We start from the raw sequence: 20,584 nt of genomic DNA on the forward strand, positions 1-20,584 counted from the left end.
AGAAAAAAGATCCGAACTTGATAAGCGTTCGGATCTTTCTTAGTCATTTCACATGTATTTTAAACGCATCTAACTTTATTTTTCTTTCACCGATTTTATAGGCCGGTTCAATTAAGACATAGTCTGTGTTTGCAGCATCAATTTCGAAGATAACTTTGGAAGAGGAGAGTGCATTTGCCGAAATAGGCAAGCCTTTATCATCTGTTATGGACATCTCCAACTTTTCGCCTTCCACACCGAGCGCCTGCAATACTTCATACGATAAGGTAGCATTTGTTTGTCCCACAACTATTTTGTCAAAATGGATACGATACGCTCTATCGCTTGACGATATCGTTTGCGAAAGGGCTATTTCTTTTGCAGGTAATTTTTCAATTGGGAGATTGAATGACCATTCTCCTTTTACTCCTGCCATGTGAGTGAAAGTGATTGGCAGAGTAAAGGAATCCGCTGCATTTGTATCCGGATTTTCTAAAATCATCGCACCGGCATATCCATTCGGTTCTTTTGTTAAAGGACCCATTGAACCTCCCCACCAAGATGTTTCATCCCCCCGGTCAAACATCTCAAATGTATAACCGGATTCTGGAGCCCTTTCTCCTCCGATAGATTCGGCTAAATTTTCACCAGTCGCTTTAAAGGTCAAGCCAACATATTGACCATCATAAAATATGGACGTAATCCGCATTTTGACACCATTGTCTTCGACGACTTCGTTTAATTCCGTGATCAGTTGTTTTGAAGCCAATTTCTCGCCAATTGGCATTTGATATTTTTCATAGAGGCTGCCAATGATCGGTATTTGTGCCAACACGTTTGTGACAGGGGTAAAGACAAACCCTGATGCAAGTACCATCCCAGCAGCGATAGAAGTGAAGAAGGAAGCTCTTTTTAAAACACTTTTTTTCTTGCTCACAATTCGAGCTTTTTCTCCGCGTTCAATTCCTTTATCAATGGCGTGCATGATTTCGCTTTTCGGAATTTCAATATCGTTATATAAGTCTTTTTGCATAGTAATCATCTCCTAACGTTTTTCTCAATTCCAACTTGGCCCGTCGTAAATAAGTCTTAACAGTCGATTGAGGCTTGCCGAGTACGGCTGCGATGGTGCGGATAGGCATATCGTAATAATAGAAAAGCGTTATGGCATTACGATAATCCACATTCAGCGCAGAAAGGGCATCTGATAAATCAATAGAGGAGGCCTCATTTTGATTTGACTCTAAGAGAAATTGAATCGTCTCATCAGGCAATTGAATTGTTTTCTTTTTACGTTCCAATTCTTTATACGCTGTTCGAATGACTATTTTGACAAGCCAAGTACTGAAATACTCCGGAGATTTGAGTTTATGTATCGAGACATATGCTCTATAGGTGGCTTCTTGCAGTACGTCCAGTGCATCCTCTTTATTGTGCATATGTAAGTACGCAATTTTATACAATTTTTCACTCTCAGCTTTTACTAATTGTTCAAATGCTTCCTTGTCTCCTGCTACGGCTGACTCGACTAATTGGATAGAATATGGCATGTAAATCCTCCCTTCACATATTAGAGGCAGAAAGGGGAGCGAAAAGTTTCAATTGCAAAGAACTTTTTACTTTAAAATGATTTGCCTAGATACTTACTTTAACAGACTATCTGCATATGTTCCGAAGGTTTTCCTGTGTACATGAAGATTAAATGCCGAGTGAGGGGGGAGAGTGGGCAACAAAGAGGGAGGTGTCAGAAAGCAACGAGTACAGAATGTAAAAAGAAAAGCGCACATATGATATGTGCGCTGCAGTTTCATTGTTTGAATGTATGCTTCCTTATTGCTTATGGACAGAGACAAATGAGCGGTTTACGGATTCAGACCCCGTTTTCGTATTTCCGTTCTTAACAGCCGAATCCAATCATTCCCGTGGTTGTTTTTCTTTGCATCCCGATACGCTGCGACGAGCAGTTCGTTACTCATGATTTTCATGATCAGCAAAAACCTCCTTATGGAATTGAATCATTTCTCTCTGTGCTTTTATTCTAACGCATTCTTAACGAAAAATAAAGGATTTTGACAGAATAAATTAATATTTCCGTCTATAAGACAGAGAGAAAGCAGGGGACGGCTACGCCTCCTGCTTTCTAGGAAACTCTTTATTTCATGGAAATCCAGACACTTTTCACTTCTGTATAATTGTCCAGTGCGTACGAACCCATTTCGCGCCCAATGCCGGACTGTTTATAGCCCCCGAACGGCGATGCGGCATCAAACGCGTTGTAGCAGTTGACCCATACTGTGCCTGCGCGCAGGCGATTTGCGATGTAGTGGGCATTCGCGACATCTCTCGTCCAGACACCGGCGGCAAGCCCATATTCGCTGCTGTTCGCCCGCTTGATCACCTCATCAAGGTCCTCATACGGGAGGGCGGCGATAACAGGACCGAAAATCTCTTCCTTTGCAATGCTCATCTCGTCATTGACATCGGCAAAAATGGTCGGCTCGACAAAATACCCTTCTTCGCGCGGTTTATTGCCCCCTGTCAGCAATTCAGCTCCTTCGCTAATCCCTTTTTCAATGTAGCCGAGTACCCGGTTCTGCTGCTCAGCTGAAACGAGCGGCCCCATCTGCGTATCTTTTTCAAGCCCTGATCCTTGCTTGATGTTTTTGGCATGGGAGGCCATATCGGCTACTACATTATCAAACTGTTTCTTTTGGATGAAAACTCTCGACCCTGCGCAGCACACCTGGCCTTGGTTGAACATGACCCCATTGAGTGCGCCAGGGATGGCCTTTGACATGTCGGCATCCGGGAGAATGATGTTCGGCGATTTGCCACCGAGCTCAAGCGTCACCCGCTTGAGTGAATCGGCTGCGTTTTTCATGATCAGCTTGCCGATTTCTGTCGACCCTGTAAAAGCAATCTTATCGACTTCCGGATGGTTGACGAGCGCATCACCGGCCGTTTCGCCGAAGCCCGGAACAATATTGACCACACCCGGCGGGAACCCGGCTTCTTCAACAAGTTCGGCGAAGAAGAGGGCGGACAGCGGTGTCTGCTCCGCCGGTTTCAGCACGACTGTGCATCCGGTCGCAAGGGCGGCACCGAGCTTCCACATCGCCATCAGCAGCGGGAAATTCCATGGGATGATCTGGCCGACGACCCCTACCGCCTCATGGCGTGTATAGTTGAAGAACGGGCCGGCCACCGGAATCGTCTGGCCGACAATCTTTGTCGTCCAGCCGGCATAATATCGCATATGTTCAATCGCAAGCGGGATGTCCGCATTCGATGTTTCGCCGATCGGCTTTCCGTTATCCAGCGTCTCGAGCTGGGCAAGTGCTTCTTTGTTTTCTTCCATCAGGTCCGCCAGCTTGTACATGAGCCGGCTCCGTGCTGCTGCGCTCATTCTAGACCATTTGCCCTCATCAAACGCTTTGCGTGCGGCTTTGACGGCACGGTCGATATCTTCCGCTTCCGCCTCATACAGGGTGGCGAGTGTTTCGCCTGTTGCCGGGTTCGGCGTATCGAAGGTTTTGCCGGAGGCACTCTCGACAAACTCCCCGTTGATGTATAACTTTTTTGTGCCCTGCAGGAATTTTTGCACCTTTTCATGGACGTTCATTGTTACTTGGCTCATTGAATTCCTCCTCTATTTTGATTTCTGGGAAAGATCATGCTGTGAATGGTAGCGCTTACAACACAAATTATATAAAAGGGGAGCGGAGATTGCAACCGTTTTGCTGGAATGTTCGCAAAATTAAGGGTTTTACCGGCTTTCTACTTACTAATTTCTTTACGGTACTATCGTTCATAAACTATAATAGTTGGAGAAAATAGAGAAATAGAAGATTGGATGGTGTAACCCTTATGTTTGATGAACGCGCCGCCTTAAAATTAAGGCTGGAACAGATGCGGGATGCGGAAGAGAGATTGATGGCAATGCTGCAGCGGGAAAGGAGCGCCATCTTGGGCCGTTTGAGAGAGCTTGATGAAAAGGACGGGACCGGCGGTGAGAAGACGAGGTCGGAATTTTTAGAGTCGTCCCGATTGTATCTGGATAGCCCGGACGCTGAACATGGAGACAGTTCCGTCCACCATGGCCGCTCACGGAAGGGTCGGCCGTCAAGAAGAAGCAAGACAACGAAAATGCGCGATACAGCGATCACCATCTTGAAATCGCAGGAAGGGCCGATCAGGGGCGCAGACTTGCAGCGTGAGATCGAAGACCAGACGGGTTTCCGGATTGCCAATATGACGACTTTCATGAAAACAATCGAAAAAGCCGATGAGAATATTGTAAAGGTCGGCAGGGGCCTGTACACTTATCAGAAAGCGCTGCCGCAGGTGACGGAGGCGATCTTGCTCGGTACAGAAGAATAAATCATATCGGAAACGAAATGCGGACTTGCGAAAGGTCCGTTTTCTTTTTCTGTAGAAGGCAATATAGAACAATAGTGGTACCTTCATATGACCGCTATTTTGATTAAAAAGGCAGGGATCGCAAATGTTTAAAATACTGAAAAATTTGGCCGTGTATAAATGGATTGTCCTAGCCGTATTTGGACTTGTGTTTCTCCAGGCAATGACGGATCTCTACTTGCCGACGTTGATGGGGCACATCGTCGACAACGGGATCGTCAAGGGAGACATCCCATACATATGGCGCAGGGGGGGTATCATGCTTGTCGTCGCGCTTGTCGGTGTCGGCGCTTCAATTGCTGCCAGCTTCTATTCTTCAAAGGCTGCGATGGGGCTTGGCCGCGATGTGCGTAGAAAAGTGTTCCACCACGTAAGCGACTTCACCCTTGAAGAGTTTGACAAAGTGGGCACCGCTTCGCTCATTACAAGGACAACAAATGATATCACCCAAGTGCAGCAGGTCGTGATGATGATGCTCCGGATGGTGATTACGGCACCGATCATGCTCGTCGGGGGAATCATCATGGCCGTTTCCAAGGATGCAAAACTATCCCTCATTATTTTGGCCATCATCCCTTTTTTGGTCGGAACGATTTTGCTTGTAATGAAAAAAGGGCTCCCGCTGTTCAAGCTTGTGCAGAATCGGCTGGACTCGCTCAATCTTGTCCTTCGTGAAAATTTGACCGGCGTCCGCGTCATTCGCGCGTTTAATCGAGAGAATGATGAGCAGGTACGGCTGGAGAGGGCCAATTCGGATTTGACTTCTGTCTCGATCAAAGTGAATAAAGTGATGGCGTTTATGATGCCGATGATGATGCTGATCATGAATTTGTCGATTGTCGCGGTCATTTGGTTCGGCGGAATCCGCATCAACAACGGGGCGATGGAAATCGGGGATTTGATGGCCTTCATCCAATATGTAATGCAGATCATGTTCGCCCTTGTGATGGCATCCATGATGTTTGTCATCATCCCGCGGGCTTCTGTTTCGGCGAATCGGATTAATGAGGTGCTCAGCATGAGCCCGTCAATTGAAGATGAGGGGCATAAATCGGCCAATGAAAACCGGGGTACGCTTGAATTCGCCGACGTGACTTTCCGCTTTCCCGGCGCTGAGGAGGCCGCACTGAGGAATATTTCTTTCAAAACGGGGCCAGGTGAAGTCACCGCTATTATTGGCGGGACAGGAGCCGGGAAAACGACACTTATTAACCTGATCCCCCGTTTTTATGAAGCATCAAGCGGAACGATTCGCATTAATGGAGTTAATATCAAGGACGCTTCCCAAGATGAGTTCCGCTCGAAAATCGGGCTTGTGCCGCAAAAGGCGCTGCTGTTCTCGGGCACGATTACGGAAAATATCCGTTTCGGCAAAGAAGATGCAACCGATGAGGAGGTCCGCCATGCAGCTTCAGTAGCGCAGGCAGACGACTTTATCGGCAAGATGAACGACGGCTATGACACGGTGATTGAGCAGGGAGGGTCCAATTTGTCGGGCGGGCAAAAGCAGCGCCTGTCGATTGCACGTGCGCTCGTCAGGAAACCGGACATCTATCTTTTTGATGACAGCTTCTCGGCTCTCGACTACAAGACGGATGCAAAACTCAGGGCTGCCCTGAAAGAGGAAACGAAAGAGGCGACCGTCCTCGTCGTTGCCCAAAGGGTAAGCACGGTTATCGATGCAGACCGGATTCTCGTCCTGGAGAAAGGCCGGATTGCCGGCATGGGGACGCATGAAGAATTGCTTGAAACGAATGAGATTTACCGTGAAATCGTGAAGTCGCAGCTCGGGGAGGAGGAAACAGCATGAGCAAGGGAACTGCTCCGAGAAGAGGCGGCGGACATGGCAATATGATGGTCGCCGGCGAAAAAGCGAAGGATTTCAAAGGAACACTGCGCCGCCTCCTCGCTTATTTGCGCCCACGCAGAACTAGATTAATTGCCGTTTTCATTACGGCGATTCTCAGCACCGTATTTTCCATATACGGCCCTAAGGTAATGGGGGATACGATTAACGAACTGATTGGAGGATTTTATTCCAAGCTCCAGGGAACCTCAGGCGGAGGAATTGATTTTGGTAAAATTGGACAGATGCTGCTGTTTCTTGGCGGTTTGTACGTATTTGCCAGCGTGTTTCAGTTTATCCAGCAATTCCTGATGGCGAGTGTGGCACAGAATACGGTGTATGATTTGCGGGAAGACGTCTTCCGCAAACTGAAAAGACTGCCGTTGAAATATTATGACGGCAGGTCGCATGGGGAGACGCTGAGCCGGGTCACCAATGACATTGATACGATCGGCAGTACGCTGCAGCAGAGCTTGACGCAGTTTATTACGTCGATTGTAACGATTGTCGGCATCATCATCATGATGCTTACGATCAGTCCGCTGCTGACGCTCATCACCATTCTCAGCCTTCCGCTCTCCATTTTTGTCATCCGGCCGTTCTTGTCAAAATCACAGAAATATTTCGGCAGCCAGCAAAAGACACTTGGAGAATTGAATGGGCATATTGAGGAAATGTATACGGGGCATTCTATCGTCAAAGCGTTCGGTCAGGAGGACAAATCGCTGCGTGAGTTTGACGGGGTGAACGACAAGCTGTTCGAAGCCGGACGCAAGGCGCAGTTCATCTCGGGGATCATCATGCCCCTCATGTCGTTCATCGGCAACCTGAGCTATGTGCTCATCAGTCTGGCCGGTGGTATTTTGGTTATAAACGGTTCAATCTCGATTGGATATATTCAGACGTTCATCACCTATTCCAAACAGTTCACCCAGCCGATTTCGCAAACGGCGAATATCGCCAACATCATCCAGTCGACCGTGGCGGCGGCTGAGCGGGTATTTGAACTGTTGGATGAGGAAGAGGAAATCCCGGAAAAGGCCGGGGAGGACGTTGTCAAGGTACAGGGTGAAGTAAGGTTCGACCATGTCCAGTTCGGATATGGGGACGATTTGCTGATGGAGGACTTGAACATCCATGTTGCCCCTGGCCAGACGGCCGCCATCGTCGGTCCGACAGGTGCCGGGAAGACAACGATGATCAATCTGCTCATGCGCTTTTATGAACTGAAAGGCGGCAGGATTTTGATTGACGGAACCGACATCACGGAATTGCCGCGTGAGAAGCTAAGGAGCATGTTCGGCATGGTACTGCAGGATACGTGGCTTTTCAAGGGGGCGATCCGCGATAATATCGCTTACGGGAAGAAAGGTGCAACGGAGGAAGAGGTGGTTGCTGCTGCCGAAGCGGCGCATGCCGACCATTTCATCCGCACATTGCCGGACGGGTATGACACGATTCTAAACGAGGAAGCGTCCAATATTTCACAAGGACAGAAGCAGCTGCTCACGATCGCCCGTGCCATTTTGGCTGATTCGCCGATCATGATTCTCGATGAAGCAACGTCAAGTGTCGATACACGGACCGAAGTCTTCATCCAGCAGGCGATGGACCGGCTGATGAAAGGCAGAACAAGCTTTGTCATCGCCCACCGGCTGTCGACGATCCAGCATGCTGACTTGATTCTTGTAATGGATCAAGGGAAAGTGATTGAACAGGGGACACATGAAGAACTGCTTGAGCAGGGCGGGTTCTATGCCGACCTGTACAACAGTCAGTTTTCAGAAGAGGCTGCAGGATAAATGAGGAAGGCGGCGGGAGCAATCCTGCCGCCTTTTTGCGTGCCTGCGTTATATTTGAACAGGGGGACTCTTTACATGTATCATGAAAAAGAAGCGTGTCTGCCCGAGCGGGAGGCAGGCAACGGATGAAAGGATTGAATACATCATGAATAAAATGGAATTGCCGAAAGAGATCAATGATTTGATTCATACAAGGCGTGCAGGATATACGATAACCGATCAGGATTGGCTCGGAAAAGGAGGGTTCATCTCCTCGGATGATCATCTGCTGCAAGATGCAATCATCGCACTGGCACTCGGGAAAAACGTTCTATTGAAAGGTCCGACAGGCGCAGGGAAAACGAAGCTTGCGGAAACACTGTCGCATTTTCTGAACCAGCCGATGCACAGCGTGAACTGTTCGGTTGATATGGATGCGGAGGCGCTTCTCGGCTTCAATACAATTACAGCGGATGAAGGTGGAAGCCGGATCGATTTCGTTCCTGGACCGGTCGTCAAAGCAATGGAAAGCGGCCATCTCCTTTATATCGATGAAATCAATATGGCGAAGCCGGAAACGCTGCCGATCTTGAATAGTGTTCTCGATTACAGGCGGATGCTTGCCAACCCGTTTACAGGCGATGTGATACAAGCAAAGAAAACATTCGGAGTCGTTGCGGCGATCAATGAAGGCTATGTCGGCACAGTACAATTGAATGAAGCGCTGAAAAACCGTTTTGTCATCGTCGAGATTCCATACATCCAAGGAGAAATGCTGAAGACGGTTCTTCGAAACGAGAGCCTGCTGAAAGATGAGCGGCTGCTCGAACAGTTTGTCGCATTGTCGGGTGACTTGATTACCCAAGTGCAGAACGGGCAGATTCCGGAGGATGCCGCTTCAATCCGTGCGCTGATTGACACATGTGATCTAGCCGTGTTCATGCCGCCGTTGCGTGCAATCCAGCGCGGGATTGCCGATAAGATGGAAGAAGAGAGGGAGAAAGCGGCAATCATGAATATTGCCGCGACATTATTCGCATAAGGAGGGAGCGGCATGTACCGGTTCATTGACTTTAATGATGAAAAAGTGGACTCGATGCTCGCGATGGAGCTGGCGGATTTGACCAAGACGCTAGCGCGGGATCCGGATTATGAAACGGAGATCCGCTCTCATTCCTATGTGGACATGGAAGAGAAAATCGTCTATGTCAGCCATTTTTGGAGCCATCGCCCGGATGGGGAAACGAAGGGCGGAATGAAGTCGGATGTGTTCTTGCGGGCGATGGGCAATTTGCAGTATACCGACAGGGCTGCTGCGATGCGGTTTCGCGATTGGAGCCGGAAACAGGCACACCCAAGCTTTGCCATCCAGCTTTTTGTTTTGCTGGAAGACCTGAGGATCGAAGAGCTTTGCAAGCGGGCAAGACCCGGAATGCGGGCGGAGTTTTCGGTCCGGAGAAAAATTTATCAAAGCTATTTTGCTAATCAGCTGAAGGTGAATTTGCAAAAAAGTGTCTTCACCGATGCACTGTTCAACTTCATCTATACGCTCTTGAATGCAAGCAGCCCGATTTACGATGTTCCGTCCTTCCCTGAGGAACTTGGCCGGATTGTGCCCTCCATCAGAGAAAGGCTTGAGCTTGCCTTTTCTGCCGGTTCGACGGAAGAAACTGCCCAAATATCCAGGCAGATTTATGATATTGCAGGCGAGAGTCTGGGCCGGGATATGCTGAATGAATATTTCCACCTTGGCAACATGTCGGCATCCGAGGAAAAGGGTGTGGAATACCGTGACCTGCTGCGCAAGGATCCGCTTGCCAATTGTGATATCGCAGACGAGGAGCCGGAGGAAGCGGAAGTGTTCAAGGAAGAGATGAAAACATGGCACCGGGAAACGAAGGATCCGGGGGAAAGCTTCCTTCAATTTGATTTGGAGCAGGGAACGGGAACGAAGATTTTCAACAAAGATGCGCGAGAAGGGGAAGCCGGGGACCAGGCGCTTGCGATGGTTCAGGGCTCTGCACAGAAAAGCGCCAACAAAGACTTTTCCGACCTGGAAGCAATGGAAGGGAAAAAGGACATTCCTGCAGGAGGCACACCAAAATACGGACATGAAAACAAGCGTGCCCGCGCCGTATTCCGCACCGATTTTCAAGTTAGCGAAAAGGATCGTGTCCAGTACAAGGAAGACCAGGCAAGCATCACTCTCTACCAGAAAAAGCTGAAAAACATCATGCACCGGACGCTTGAGCACAAAAACATTGAACCGCGTTCCGGTCTGCTGTTCGGCAGGCTGAACAAGCGGAAGCTCCTCCATTATTTCACCGAAGAGCAGCCGAAGCTCTTTTATAAAAAACAGGAGCCTTCGAAGGAAATTGATGCGGTGTTCACCCTGCTCGTCGACTGCTCGGCGTCGATGCAGGATAAGATGGAGGAAACGAAACGGGGAATCGTTCTGTTTCACGAAGCGCTGAAATCTGTGAAGGTCCATCATGAAATCGTCGGTTTCTGGGAGGATGCGAATGAAGCGAGCGCCGAAGACCAGCCCAATTACTTCAGCATCCCGATCTCGTTCTCCAATTGTCTGAAGGAACAAGCTGGACCGGAGATCATGAAGCTTCAGCCGGAAGAAGACAACCGCGATGGATTTGCCATCCGGGTCATGGGCGAGCGGCTTGCACGAAGGCACGAGAAACAGAAATTCATGATCGTCTTCTCGGATGGGGAGCCTGCAGCATTCGGCTACAGTCAAAACGGGATCATTGATACGCATGAAGCAGTTGTTGATGCGAGAAGGCAGGGGATCGAGATCTTCAACATTTTCCTTTCCAACGATGAGATCGGCGAAGAACAGAAAAAGGTCTTCCAAAATATTTACGGCCAGTACAGCATCATCGTGCCATCCGTCGACAAACTGCCCGACCTCCTGTTTCCATTGTTGAAAAAGCTTTTGGCACAGGCCATTTAATATTGGTCTGAAGGGAAAAGTGACAAACATCGGATTCATTTTTTAACAAATAGCTGCGTCTACCTTTTCGGGGTAGGCGCAGCTATTTGTGTTCGGTCAGAAATCAAAAATCCGTGACAATCGACTTCCACCAACCTAAGAATAAAGGTAAAGGATATAGAGTTTATCAGAATATATGGTACATTTTAAAGAGGAGAGGCTGATATCAAAGATTAGAAGAAAATTGATAGATGAAATCTAGTAACTAAAGGAGCAGCTTACGCAGAAGTTTATCAAAGGTTATCAGGAAGAACGATGTTTCGATAGTAGAATTGCTCCTGAAGTAATTTATACAAGTAAGCATCCATCAATAATATTGGAAACATTTAAGGAGGGAAGAACTTGTCTCAAAACTACGCAGAATGTAAGACAGTGGACTGGGAGAAAATCAAAATTCCTAAGATCATAAATATAAGTATACTTATTCTTATTGTTATAGGTGTTTTTGTAGGGCAATATTGTGTTCCGCTCATCGAATTATTAAAATTGATAAAAGCCGTGCCTTTATTACTACTTGTGGTACCTCTAGTAATATTGTTGTACATAGTGCTACACGAATTGATACATGGAATATTGATGAAACATTTTAGCGGAATCAGTCCACAGTATGGATTTAGCGGTCCTTTCATATTTGCTAAAAGTGAAGCGGTTTTTAATAAAAATTCTTACATATTGATTACATTAGCACCCATGCTGATTTTAGGAATGATCTCCGTAGTGTTAAGTTTTATCCTTTCAGGAGTGGGAATTTGGCTGCCTATATTTGTATGGATCATTAATCTATTTGCTTCAAGAGGTGACATACAAGCAGTTATTTTACTAAAGGGGCTTCCACATTCATATGGAATAAAAGATGATGGGGATTCACTTCAAATATATAAACCAGTAAAATGATTCATTTAATGTGAAGGATTGCACTAATAAGGGCTTTCATAATAGAAGAAAGGGTTCTCCATATTCGAGTTTAAAGGTCTAGCCCTATCAGCCAACAATTCATACAAGAGGAAAAATAAAGGGCCGGGAAATTCAGTGGGAATTGAATCGCCCGGCCACTTTTTGCTGGCATTCTATCAATATTTGATCCGAAAGGAGGATAGGTTTATCTTTTCGTCTAGCGGACTGATCGTGAAGTCATCGACTCTTGAAAACGGGGAGGGTCCTGCTTTGATTTTTTCGATGAATTGGTCGACTGAGTCCTGAGGTCCCTCCGCGGCAATTTCGACGTCGCCGTCCTCACGATTTCTCACCCAGCCTTTGAGCCCGAGTCCGGCTGCCGCTTCCTGAGTAAAATAGCGGAAGCCGACGCCCTGTACATTGCCGTGGACAATCATTCGAATGCCTTTTTCCATATCAGTTCATTCCTTTCTATCGATTCCGGGGAATTACCAGCTTCTGCCAGCGCCACCCCCGCCGGCAGAGCCGCCACCGCCTCTGCGCGGTCCGTCACCTCCGCCGCCACCACCGCGGCTGGCAAAGATACTGAGGATGCGGATCAATGTGTACGTGAGCATGCCGCCGAAAAACTTGAAATCCAAAATGACGACGATCAAGATAATAATGCCATAGAGAATGATTTTCAGCAGGGACGGGCCCTCTTGCTGCCCTGCAGCATCCGGAACAAATCTTGTTGTCTCTGCCTGTCTGTCCAAATTGTATTCGGAGGCCACTTCATTAAATAGCTGCTTATACGTATTTTCGACAGCGGCGTCATAATACCCTTCATTCAGGTAGGGAAGTGCATACTCATCGAGGATTCTTCCCACTTTCCCGTCAGGAAGGATTCCTTCAAGACCGTAGCCGACTTCGACGTACACTTCCCCGTCAATGTTGTTCTCCTTGTCGGGAAGGGAGAAAAGAAGGAGCACCCCATTGTTGTCCCCTTTAGCCCCAAGCCCGTACTTGCGGAATGCCTTCAGCGCGTAATCGGCCGGCTCTTCGCCTTCAAGCGACGGGATCGTCAGGACCGCGATTTGAGCGCCTGTCCGGTCATCAAGATATCTGCCGAGGTCAAGCAGCTCCCTCTTTTGCTCGGCTGAAAACATATTTGCCGTATCCTGCACATAAATATCGCCAGCCAGCTCGGGCACATCTGCTGCACGCGCAGGAATGGCGACCAATGTGAAAATCAGCAAAAAGAGGAAAGAGAGGGAAAGGGCTCTCTTGGTCATCCCTCACCATCTCCGTTAAAATCTACTTCCGGCGCCTTTTGCGCTGCCGGGTCAGCTTTGAAATACTCTTTTTCATCGAAACCAAATACTCCTGCTACGAGTCGTCCCGGCATTTGCTTGACTTTCTTGTTGTACAAAGTCACCTGTTCGTTATAGTCCATCCGGGCGACGGCAATCCGGTTTTCTGTACCTGATAGTTCATCCATCAACTGAGTAAATTGCTTATCCGATTTAAGCTGGGGATAATTTTCTGTAATGACGAGTAATCGGCCGAGTGCGCTCGTCAGGTCTGCATCCGCGGTAGCTTGTTCCGCCGGGGTTTTAGCGCCAATCAGCCTTGACCGGGCATCAGCAATCGATGTGAGCACCTCTTTTTCATGGGAGGCGTATCCTTTGACGGTGTTCACGAGATTCGGGATCAAATCCGCCCGTCTCTGAAGCTGGTTTTGAATCTGGGCATATTGCTTGTTCACGTCTTCCTCGGCGTTCACGAAACCATTGTAGCTTCCGAGCAGAGGAATGATGACGATTGCAAGTACCACGATGATTCCAATGAGCGCTCCTAATCCTTTTTTCAAATTTAACCACTCCTTTGTTCGTTCAATACAAGCTCTTCTTTACAAGTTAATCAATCTCCTTACAAACTATACCCGCCCGGCGGTATTTAAAATCACAGTCGGATTGATAGTCTGGGGTAAGTGAAAAATGTTACAATAAAAAGAATCTTCCGGCGCAGCGAGGCAAGCGCCGGTTTCAACTTTGGAAAGCATGATTAATGATCCAAATAAGGAACGGAAAGGATAAGACGAGCATGATAACCGACCAATTAAACCGTCCTTTGAATGATTTAAGAATATCGATTACCGATAAATGCAATTTTCGCTGCCAATATTGCATGCCGGCTGACATTTTCGGTCCGGATTACGCATTTTTGCCGAAAAGCGAAGTGCTTTCATTTGAAGAGATTGAGAGAACAGCAAGGATCTTCAGCCGGCTCGGTGTGAAAAAACTGCGTATTACCGGCGGGGAGCCGCTGATGAGAAAAGGCGTCCCGGATTTAATCGCGGCGCTAACTGCGATTCCGGGGATTGAGGATATCGGCCTGACAACGAATGGGGTTATGCTGCCTATGTATGCGAAGCCGCTCTATAAGGCGGGGCTGCGGCGGCTCAATATTTCCCTTGATGCGCTTGATGACGGAGTGTTTACAGCGATCAACGGGCGGGGAATCCGTTCGGAGGCTGTGTTGAAAGGAATCCGTGCGGCACTTGACTGCGGATTTGCGATTAAGGTAAATATGGTTGTGCAAAAAGGTGTAAACGAGCAGGAAATCGTTCCGATGGTACGGTATTTCAAGGAGCTTGGCGTCACGATCCGTTTTATCGAGTTTATGGATGTCGGAAATTCAAATGGCTGGAATATGGAGCAAGTGGTGACAAAGAAGGAGATTCTCAGACTTCTAGAACAAGAGTTTGAACTGGAGCCGGTTGCTCCTGGCTATTTTGGCGAAGTGGCGAAGCGGTTTAAGCATAAGGATGAGGGAGCGGAAATCGGCTTCATCACCTCCGTCTCGGAATCGTTCTGCTCCTCCTGTACAAGGGCGCGGATTTCGGCTGACGGAAAGCTCTATACGTGTTTGTTTGCGAGTGAAGGCCATGATCTAAAGGTGCCCCTCCGCGGTAACTTGACAGACGAAGAACTGTTTGGCCATGTTGCCGGCTTGTGGGGCAATCGAAAGGATCGCTATTCCGATTTGCGCAACGGTGATGGCGGCCAGGGCAAGAAAAAGAAAATCGAAATGTCGTATATCGGCGGTTAGGGGGAAGCGAAATGGTAGAAGTGCGGAAACCGATTCTGGTAGCGGATGCGGTGGAAAAAGTAATGGCCTTGAAAAGGCGGGGGGCGCTGGAAGAGGTGCCGCTTGAGGATTGTGACTTCCGTCGGTTAGGAGAGGGGCTCAAAGCAGCACATGACGTGCCGCCGTTTGACCGCTCGCCGTATGATGGGTTTGCCCTCCGTTCGCGCGACACGAAAGAAGCTTCAAGTGAAGAACCATACATATTCAAGGTCGTCGATGAAATCGGGGCCGGGCAAGTGAGTCTTATCCATGTTGGTGAACGGGAGGCGGTCCGGATTATGACCGGCGCACAAATCCCGGCTAGAGCCGATTGTGTGATCATGCTTGAACTCGTAAAGGAGACGTCTAAAGACGGACAAAAAATGATTACTGTAGAACGTGAAATCGCCGAGGGAGAAAACATTTCCTTTCAAGGTGAGGACACGAAAAAAGGCGGGCTGCTGATCGAAAAAGGAACGTTGATTAATCCGGGGGTGAAGGCGCTGCTTGCGACATTCGGCTATGCCCGGGTAAAGGTCGCGAAAAAACCGGTTATCGGCGTGATAGCGACTGGAAGTGAATTGCTGCAGCCGGACGAGGAGCTTGTCCCTGGAAAAATCCGCAACAGCAACGGGCCGATGATTGAAGCGCAGATCATCCGGGCGGGCGGCATCCCGAAGATGTATGCTGAAGCTGCGGATGAGCTTGATGCTCTCCATTCGGTGATTGGAAAGGCAATGGACGAGTGTGATTTTGTCATCACGACCGGCGGTGTTTCTGTCGGCGATTTCGATCATATGCCTGAAATTTTCAGGCGAATCGGGGCAGAGTCCCTGTTCAACAAAATCGCCATGCGGCCGGGTAGCGTTACAAGCTGTGCCGAGCGGGACGGAAAGTTGCTGTTTGGATTGTCCGGAAACCCGTCTGCATGCTACGTCGGTTTTGAACTGTTCGTCCGGCCCTACATAAAATACTGGCTCCATTCCGATAAACCGTTCTTAAAATCGGTGAAAGGCTGCTTAGCGGCCGACTTCACCAAGCCGAATCCGTTCAGCCGCTTTGTGCGCGCAAAGCTCCGGTTCGAAGACGGGAAGATTTTGGCCGGACCGGTCGGCTTGGACAAACCAGGGGTTGTCACCTCGCTTGCATGGGCGGACTGCCTGCTCGTCTTGGCCGGTGGCACGAGAGGATACGGGAAGGGCGACAAGGTGGATATCCTCCTGCTTGAAGATAATGAAGGAAGTGCAACGCCGTGGCAGGAAGCGAAAGATTTGGGATAGCGGCTACCAGAACAGAGGCAAAACGACACTCTTCCGGAAGTTGTTTGCGGAGGGGAAGAGTAGGGGCTGTCGGTCGGTATTCATGGATATAGCGGCGGGCTTCTGTCTGCCGAACCGGAAAATGATGAAGGCAAAAGCCGCCGCTGTAACAGGCTGAACCCACTTATTGTTCGAAGCTGCAAAAAAAGAGTGGGGCTGCTGGACTGCCAAGCCTTATACGAAGTCGATCTTTTCTTGGTAGAAGAAGTCAAGCATGCCGGCCATCCGAAAGCTGTGGCGGTCTGCCACATGATTTTATGGCGAATTTTTTTAGAAAAAGCAGGGGCTGCTCAACAGCCCGGGAAAGAGGATGATTGATGGACAAAGTGCAAGCTAGTAAAGGAAGGCCGCAAATGGCGACGGTTTATGGGATTCTTTTCGCTATTTCCGGCAGCCATCTGATCAATGATGCGATCCAGTCGGTCGTTCCGGCGATGAACCCAATTTTTGAAAAGACGCTTGATTTGTCCTATGCGCAAATTGGCTGGATCGCTTTTATGCTGAATATGACATCTTCGGTTATGCAGCCGGTTTTTGGCTTTGTTGCGGATCGGCGGGCGACGCCGTTCTTGCTTCCGTTCGGCATGTTTTTAAGCTTGCTCGGGCTGATCGGCTTCGGGCTTTCTTCAAATTTCTATATGATTTTGGCGTCTGTCTTTTTCATCGGAATCGGGTCGGCGGTTTTCCATCCGGAAGGCTCACGGGTCGCTTATATGGCGGCAGGGACAAAACGGGGGCTTGCCCAATCGATCTACCAGGTCGGCGGGAACTTCGGACAGTCGCTCGCACCTGTTTTCACGGCGCTCATCTTCGTCATGACGGGACAGAAAGGGGCACTCGCATTTGTCGCTGTCGCGGCGGCCGGCATTGTTCTCCTCAGTTTCGTCTCACGCTGGTATAAAGGGCAGCTGGAAGAGGAAAGGTTCCGGAAGAAGGACGGATCGAAAGAGAAGGGGAAGGTCCGCCTTCATCCGAAGATCAAGGCGGCGATTGTGCTGCTCGTCTTTCTCGTGTTTGCCCGTTCCTGGTATTCAGCGGCGATCGGCAATTTCTATCAGTTTTACTTGATTAATGATTATGGTTTATCGATTCGCAATGCGCAAATTTATGTGTTCATCTTTATGTTCGCCGGTGTTCTCGGCACCTTTTTCGGCGGACCGCTCGCTGATCGGTTCGGCAGGCGGAATATCATCTTTCTTTCGATGGCGGGAGCTGCTCCGCTTACACTCATGCTGCCGTATGTGCCGCTTGGCGTTGTCGGTCCGCTTTTCCTCTTGATTGGCTTTATCATCACCTCAAGCTTTAGTGTGACCGTCGTCTATGCGCAGGAGCTTGTCCCGGAGAAAATCGGGATGGTGTCCGGCCTGATCGTCGGGTTCGCTTTCGGGATGGGAGCGGTCGGTGCGGTTTTGTTCGGTACATTGGCAGATCTGTTCAGTGTAAAGTTTATCATGATTCTGAGCAGCTTCCTTCCGCTTGCCGGCCTTCTCACCTGGCTGCTTCCGAGTGATGAAAAAGTGGCAGAGATCCACGCAGGAGAATGAGATAGAAAGAAAACGGCCGGAAAGGAATTGTCCTTTTCGGCCGTTTCTATTAATGAATATGTTTCTTTTTAAATCGGCCGCCCCTGACTTCGGCGATGCTGCCGACAGCGAGGAAGGCAGTGTTGTCGAATTCTTCGATGATCGACTTCAATTTCGCTTCTTCCAATCGTGTGACGATGCAAAAGATGACTTTTTTGTCGTCGCCGGTATAAGCCCCTTCGCCTTTCAGGTAGGTGACGCCGCGCCCAAGCCTGGCAAGGATCGCGTCGCCGATATTTTCCACTTCGTCACTGATGATCCAGGCTACCCTTGATTCATCAAGTCCCTCAATGACAATATCCATCACTTTAAATGCGATAAAGTAGGTGATGATCGAATACATCGCCCGTTCCCACGTGAAAACAAACCCGGCAGACGCAAAAATAAAGCAGTTGAAAAACATGACGATCTCGCCGACCGAGAATGGCAGCTTATTGTTCAGCAAGATTGACATGATTTCTGTGCCGTCGAGCGAGCCTCCGTAACGGATGACGATGCCGACCCCGACGCCGAGTATGATGCCGCCGAAAACCGTATCGAGCAAAATGTCGTCCGTGACGACAATGGCATCGTGCAGAAGAATCGAAGCGATGGAAAGAACGGTAATGCCGTACAAGGTCGTAAAGGCGAATGTTTTCCCGATTTGTTTGTAGCCAATGTAGATGAATGGCAGATTTAAGAGAAAGATGAAAAATCCGAGCCGGAAGTCGGTAAGATAGGAGAGGATAATCGAAATACCGGTGATGCCGCCGTCCAATATATGGTTCGGCACAAGAAACAATTCGAGCGCGACGGCCATCAGCGTAGCTCCGATTGTAACAAGCAGGACGCGCCAGAAGAGAATTTTGCGCGACAGTTTCCGGTGCTGTATTTTTTGTTCAATCAATTCTTGTGGATTCATCTCAACAACCTTTCTATTCTCAGTATATTTTAATTATAAACGGTTCCTTTCCACTGGTCTAAACAAATGTACCCGCATGAGAGGAATTTTTCGCATGCGGACAGAAATATATATAGTAAAAGCTTTTTCAATGCCAATAGAAGGGGATATGTTCATGTTGATTGAAAGCGTTGGCAAGTTGACGAAAGAAGCGATATTGGATATGGATGCCCATGAGATTGCGGAGGCGATTGCGGGCGGGCATCTCAGTTCGGTTGAGGCGACAGAAACGTATATCGGCCACTTGCAGAGTGTGAACGGGAAGATCAACTGCCTCGTTGAGGAGAGGTTCGAACAGGCAAGGCGGGAGGCCCGTGAAGCGGATGAAAGGATTCGATCAGGAACCCCTTTTGGACAGCTTGAAGGTGTGCCGATCAGCATGAAGGAATCTTTTGATGTATACGGAATGAAAACGACCGGCGGACTCGTGCACCGGAAAAACAGCAAAGCTGAGAGGGATGCGGAAGTCGTTGAGCTTTTAAAGAAGGAAGGGGCGATTATACTCGGAAAGAGCAATACGCCCGCCCTTTGTTTTTGCCAGGAGAGCGATAACAAACTTTATGGCAGGACGAACAATCCTTGGGATACCGGACGGACTGCAGGGGGATCCAGCGGCGGGGAAGGAGCGCTGCTTGCAGTCGGCGGTGCTGCGGCCGGAATCGGTTCGGATATCGGCGGCTCGATTCGCTTTCCCGCTCATTTCAATGGTGTCGTCGGCTTTAAATCCGGCAACGCACAGGTGTCCCAGCAGGGCAGCTATCCGTATATTACCCACCCGCTGCAGGAGCGGATGCTCGGCATTGGGCCCATGGGGAAGTCGGTCCGGGATATGAGGCTTTTATACAGCATTATCGGCGGCAAGACCAAGCTTGCAGGTCGGCTTGAGGACTACAAGGTGGAAGTCCTCCCCGGCGGCCTTTATCCGCTTTCGATCGAGACGAACTCGCTATTGACGAAAATCCACTCTCTGTTTGATGAGGAATTTGACGCTCGGCGCAGTATCCCGCCTCTGTTTCATGAGTCCTCAAAGCTTTGGCAGGAAATGATGTCTATCGATGGCGGGAACAGTGTCGTAGAAACCGCTTCGCCCCCTGGCAGGAAAATGTCTCCTTTAAAGGAGTACGTGAAGGAAAAAGCTGGACGGAATTCGGATTATCACTTGTATTTGAGCTGGGCCCTTATCGGAGCAAGGCTTTTCAAGCCAGGAAGGAACAGACGGCGGGAAATTGAAAGACTGATTGCTGAAGGAGATGCCAAGCTCAATGAATATTTGGATAGGAGAATACTCATCTTTCCGGTTTACCACCGGGAAGCACCTGAACATGGAGGGGTGTATAAGGAGATTTTTTCAATCCGAAAAACCTTTACACAATTCATGCCGTATGTCGCCTACGCTAATGTTTGGGGGCTGCCGGCTTTGGTCATCCCGGCAGGACGCGACCATGACGGCATGCCGATCGGCGTTCAAATCCTTTCCAAAACAGGGAATGAGGAAGCGATTTTTCAGTTTGGGGAAAAGCTGGAGAAGGCTTTCGGCGGCTATAAAAGATGTACAGGTTATGACAAACAACACGGAGAGTCTTGATTTTCAGGCGAGAAAAATGTAAAATACTTCTCTGTAAGAATAAAGTGTATATCCGGAAATTTCTCCGGACGATACCCTCCTACACGTTTATATCTTGCAAATATAAGATGATAGGTGGTA

18 protein-coding genes are annotated in these 20,584 nt (G+C 48.8%); 10 read left to right on the forward strand and 8 right to left on the reverse strand.

From position 1 onward, the window contains the following. Positions 1-43: 43 nt before the first annotated feature. From AC0TWI_RS08585 to AC0TWI_RS08600, 4 genes are all read right to left on the reverse strand, one after another. Complete coding sequence (locus tag AC0TWI_RS08585) at positions 44-1,012, reverse strand: DUF4179 domain-containing protein (protein WP_488125928.1); 969 nt, start codon at positions 1,010-1,012, stop codon at positions 44-46. Then, entirely contained in the window at positions 993-1,529 is a 537-nt protein-coding gene (locus AC0TWI_RS08590) for a sigma-70 family RNA polymerase sigma factor (protein ID WP_488125929.1), read from the reverse strand. The genes AC0TWI_RS08585 and AC0TWI_RS08590 overlap by 20 nt, the downstream gene beginning before the upstream one ends. 312 nt (positions 1,530-1,841) lie before the next feature. Beyond that, the gene (gene sda / locus AC0TWI_RS08595) at positions 1,842-1,964 is read right to left on the reverse strand and encodes a sporulation histidine kinase inhibitor Sda (RefSeq protein ID WP_488125930.1); all 123 of its coding nucleotides are present in this window, start codon (positions 1,962-1,964) and stop codon (positions 1,842-1,844) included. 167 nt (positions 1,965-2,131) lie between these two features. Continuing rightward, positions 2,132-3,616: an aldehyde dehydrogenase family protein gene (locus AC0TWI_RS08600; protein WP_488125931.1), complete on the reverse strand. Its 1,485-nt coding sequence runs from the start codon at positions 3,614-3,616 to the stop codon at positions 2,132-2,134. Between the two features lie 230 nt (positions 3,617-3,846). On the opposite strand from AC0TWI_RS08600, the gene AC0TWI_RS08605 reads away from it, so the two are divergent. The 6 genes from AC0TWI_RS08605 (at position 3,847) to AC0TWI_RS08630 (ending at position 11,926) form a co-directional block, all read left to right on the forward strand. Continuing rightward, positions 3,847-4,359: a Rok-like winged helix domain-containing protein gene (locus AC0TWI_RS08605; RefSeq protein WP_488125932.1), complete on the forward strand. Its 513-nt coding sequence runs from the start codon at positions 3,847-3,849 to the stop codon at positions 4,357-4,359. 124 nt (positions 4,360-4,483) lie between these two features. Next, positions 4,484-6,208 carry an ABC transporter ATP-binding protein gene (locus tag AC0TWI_RS08610; RefSeq protein WP_488125933.1) on the forward strand — a complete coding sequence of 575 codons (1,725 nt, stop codon included), beginning with the start codon at positions 4,484-4,486 and terminating at the stop codon, positions 6,206-6,208. Next, positions 6,205-8,046, forward strand: a complete 1,842-nt coding sequence (locus tag AC0TWI_RS08615; protein ID WP_488125934.1) for an ABC transporter ATP-binding protein — start codon at positions 6,205-6,207, stop codon at positions 8,044-8,046. The genes AC0TWI_RS08610 and AC0TWI_RS08615 overlap by 4 nt, the downstream gene beginning before the upstream one ends. 154 nt (positions 8,047-8,200) lie before the next feature. Then, on the forward strand, positions 8,201-9,067 hold the full coding sequence (locus tag AC0TWI_RS08620; RefSeq protein ID WP_488125981.1) for an ATP-binding protein: 867 nt from the start codon (positions 8,201-8,203) through the stop codon (positions 9,065-9,067). 12 nt (positions 9,068-9,079) lie between these two features. Then, entirely contained in the window at positions 9,080-10,993 is a 1,914-nt protein-coding gene (locus tag AC0TWI_RS08625) for a vWA domain-containing protein (RefSeq protein WP_488125935.1), read from the forward strand. A gap of 381 nt (positions 10,994-11,374) precedes the next feature. Continuing rightward, positions 11,375-11,926, forward strand: a complete 552-nt coding sequence (locus AC0TWI_RS08630; protein ID WP_488125936.1) for a DUF3267 domain-containing protein — start codon at positions 11,375-11,377, stop codon at positions 11,924-11,926. A gap of 176 nt (positions 11,927-12,102) precedes the next feature. Here AC0TWI_RS08630 and AC0TWI_RS08635 read toward each other — a convergent pair whose 3' ends face one another. Genes AC0TWI_RS08635 through AC0TWI_RS08645 form a run of 3 tightly spaced genes read right to left on the reverse strand, consistent with a single transcriptional unit; the run spans position 12,103 to position 13,778 of the window. Next, positions 12,103-12,381: an acylphosphatase gene (locus AC0TWI_RS08635; protein ID WP_488125937.1), complete on the reverse strand. Its 279-nt coding sequence runs from the start codon at positions 12,379-12,381 to the stop codon at positions 12,103-12,105. Positions 12,382-12,414: 33 nt separating this feature from the next. Beyond that, positions 12,415-13,200, reverse strand: coding sequence for a TPM domain-containing protein (locus AC0TWI_RS08640; RefSeq protein WP_488125938.1), 786 nt, complete (start codon positions 13,198-13,200; stop codon positions 12,415-12,417). Beyond that, a complete protein-coding gene (locus tag AC0TWI_RS08645; protein ID WP_488125939.1) occupies positions 13,197-13,778 on the reverse strand; it encodes a LemA family protein in 582 nt (193 codons plus the stop codon). The genes AC0TWI_RS08640 and AC0TWI_RS08645 overlap by 4 nt, the downstream gene beginning before the upstream one ends. Before the next feature lie 197 nt (positions 13,779-13,975). On the opposite strand from AC0TWI_RS08645, the gene moaA reads away from it, so the two are divergent. The 3 genes from moaA to AC0TWI_RS08660 all read left to right on the forward strand — a co-directional run bounded on the left by moaA (position 13,976) and on the right by AC0TWI_RS08660 (position 17,900). Then, the gene (gene moaA / locus AC0TWI_RS08650; protein ID WP_488125940.1) at positions 13,976-15,019 is read left to right on the forward strand and encodes a GTP 3',8-cyclase MoaA; all 1,044 of its coding nucleotides are present in this window, start codon (positions 13,976-13,978) and stop codon (positions 15,017-15,019) included. Between the two features lie 11 nt (positions 15,020-15,030). Continuing rightward, positions 15,031-16,317, forward strand: a complete 1,287-nt coding sequence (locus AC0TWI_RS08655; RefSeq protein ID WP_488125941.1) for a molybdopterin molybdotransferase MoeA — start codon at positions 15,031-15,033, stop codon at positions 16,315-16,317. 356 nt (positions 16,318-16,673) lie between these two features. Beyond that, positions 16,674-17,900, forward strand: coding sequence for an MFS transporter (locus AC0TWI_RS08660; RefSeq protein ID WP_488125942.1), 1,227 nt, complete (start codon positions 16,674-16,676; stop codon positions 17,898-17,900). 49 nt (positions 17,901-17,949) lie between these two features. Here the strand turns inward: AC0TWI_RS08660 and AC0TWI_RS08665 are convergent, their stop codons facing one another. Further along, a complete protein-coding gene (locus tag AC0TWI_RS08665; RefSeq protein WP_488125943.1) occupies positions 17,950-18,840 on the reverse strand; it encodes a YitT family protein in 891 nt (296 codons plus the stop codon). Between the two features lie 154 nt (positions 18,841-18,994). Here AC0TWI_RS08665 and AC0TWI_RS08670 point away from each other — a divergent pair, with 154 nt between their 5' ends. Further along, positions 18,995-20,464: an amidase gene (locus AC0TWI_RS08670; RefSeq protein ID WP_488125944.1), complete on the forward strand. Its 1,470-nt coding sequence runs from the start codon at positions 18,995-18,997 to the stop codon at positions 20,462-20,464. Positions 20,465-20,584: the final 120 nt, after the last annotated feature.

The sequence above is a fragment of the Lederbergia sp. B243.17 genome (assembly GCF_057657925.1).

Coding starts and splice junctions, on each gene's coding strand:
- AC0TWI_RS08590 (WP_488125929.1), bottom strand. CDS start 1,529: ATGCCATATTCTATCCAATTAGTCGAGTCAGCCGTAGCAGGAGACAAG.
- AC0TWI_RS08610 (WP_488125933.1), top strand. CDS start 4,484: ATGTTTAAAATACTGAAAAATTTGGCCGTGTATAAATGGATTGTCCTA.
- sda (WP_488125930.1), bottom strand. CDS start 1,964: ATGAAAATCATGAGTAACGAACTGCTCGTCGCAGCGTATCGGGATGCA.
- AC0TWI_RS08605 (WP_488125932.1), top strand. CDS start 3,847: ATGTTTGATGAACGCGCCGCCTTAAAATTAAGGCTGGAACAGATGCGG.
- AC0TWI_RS08655 (WP_488125941.1), top strand. CDS start 15,031: ATGGTAGAAGTGCGGAAACCGATTCTGGTAGCGGATGCGGTGGAAAAA.
- AC0TWI_RS08635 (WP_488125937.1), bottom strand. CDS start 12,381: ATGGAAAAAGGCATTCGAATGATTGTCCACGGCAATGTACAGGGCGTC.
- AC0TWI_RS08615 (WP_488125934.1), top strand. CDS start 6,205: ATGAGCAAGGGAACTGCTCCGAGAAGAGGCGGCGGACATGGCAATATG.
- AC0TWI_RS08625 (WP_488125935.1), top strand. CDS start 9,080: ATGTACCGGTTCATTGACTTTAATGATGAAAAAGTGGACTCGATGCTC.
- AC0TWI_RS08660 (WP_488125942.1), top strand. CDS start 16,674: ATGGACAAAGTGCAAGCTAGTAAAGGAAGGCCGCAAATGGCGACGGTT.
- AC0TWI_RS08670 (WP_488125944.1), top strand. CDS start 18,995: ATGTTGATTGAAAGCGTTGGCAAGTTGACGAAAGAAGCGATATTGGAT.
- AC0TWI_RS08620 (WP_488125981.1), top strand. CDS start 8,201: ATGGAATTGCCGAAAGAGATCAATGATTTGATTCATACAAGGCGTGCA.
- moaA (WP_488125940.1), top strand. CDS start 13,976: ATGATCCAAATAAGGAACGGAAAGGATAAGACGAGCATGATAACCGAC.
- AC0TWI_RS08585 (WP_488125928.1), bottom strand. CDS start 1,012: ATGCAAAAAGACTTATATAACGATATTGAAATTCCGAAAAGCGAAATC.
- AC0TWI_RS08600 (WP_488125931.1), bottom strand. CDS start 3,616: ATGAGCCAAGTAACAATGAACGTCCATGAAAAGGTGCAAAAATTCCTG.
- AC0TWI_RS08665 (WP_488125943.1), bottom strand. CDS start 18,840: ATGAATCCACAAGAATTGATTGAACAAAAAATACAGCACCGGAAACTG.
- AC0TWI_RS08640 (WP_488125938.1), bottom strand. CDS start 13,200: ATGACCAAGAGAGCCCTTTCCCTCTCTTTCCTCTTTTTGCTGATTTTC.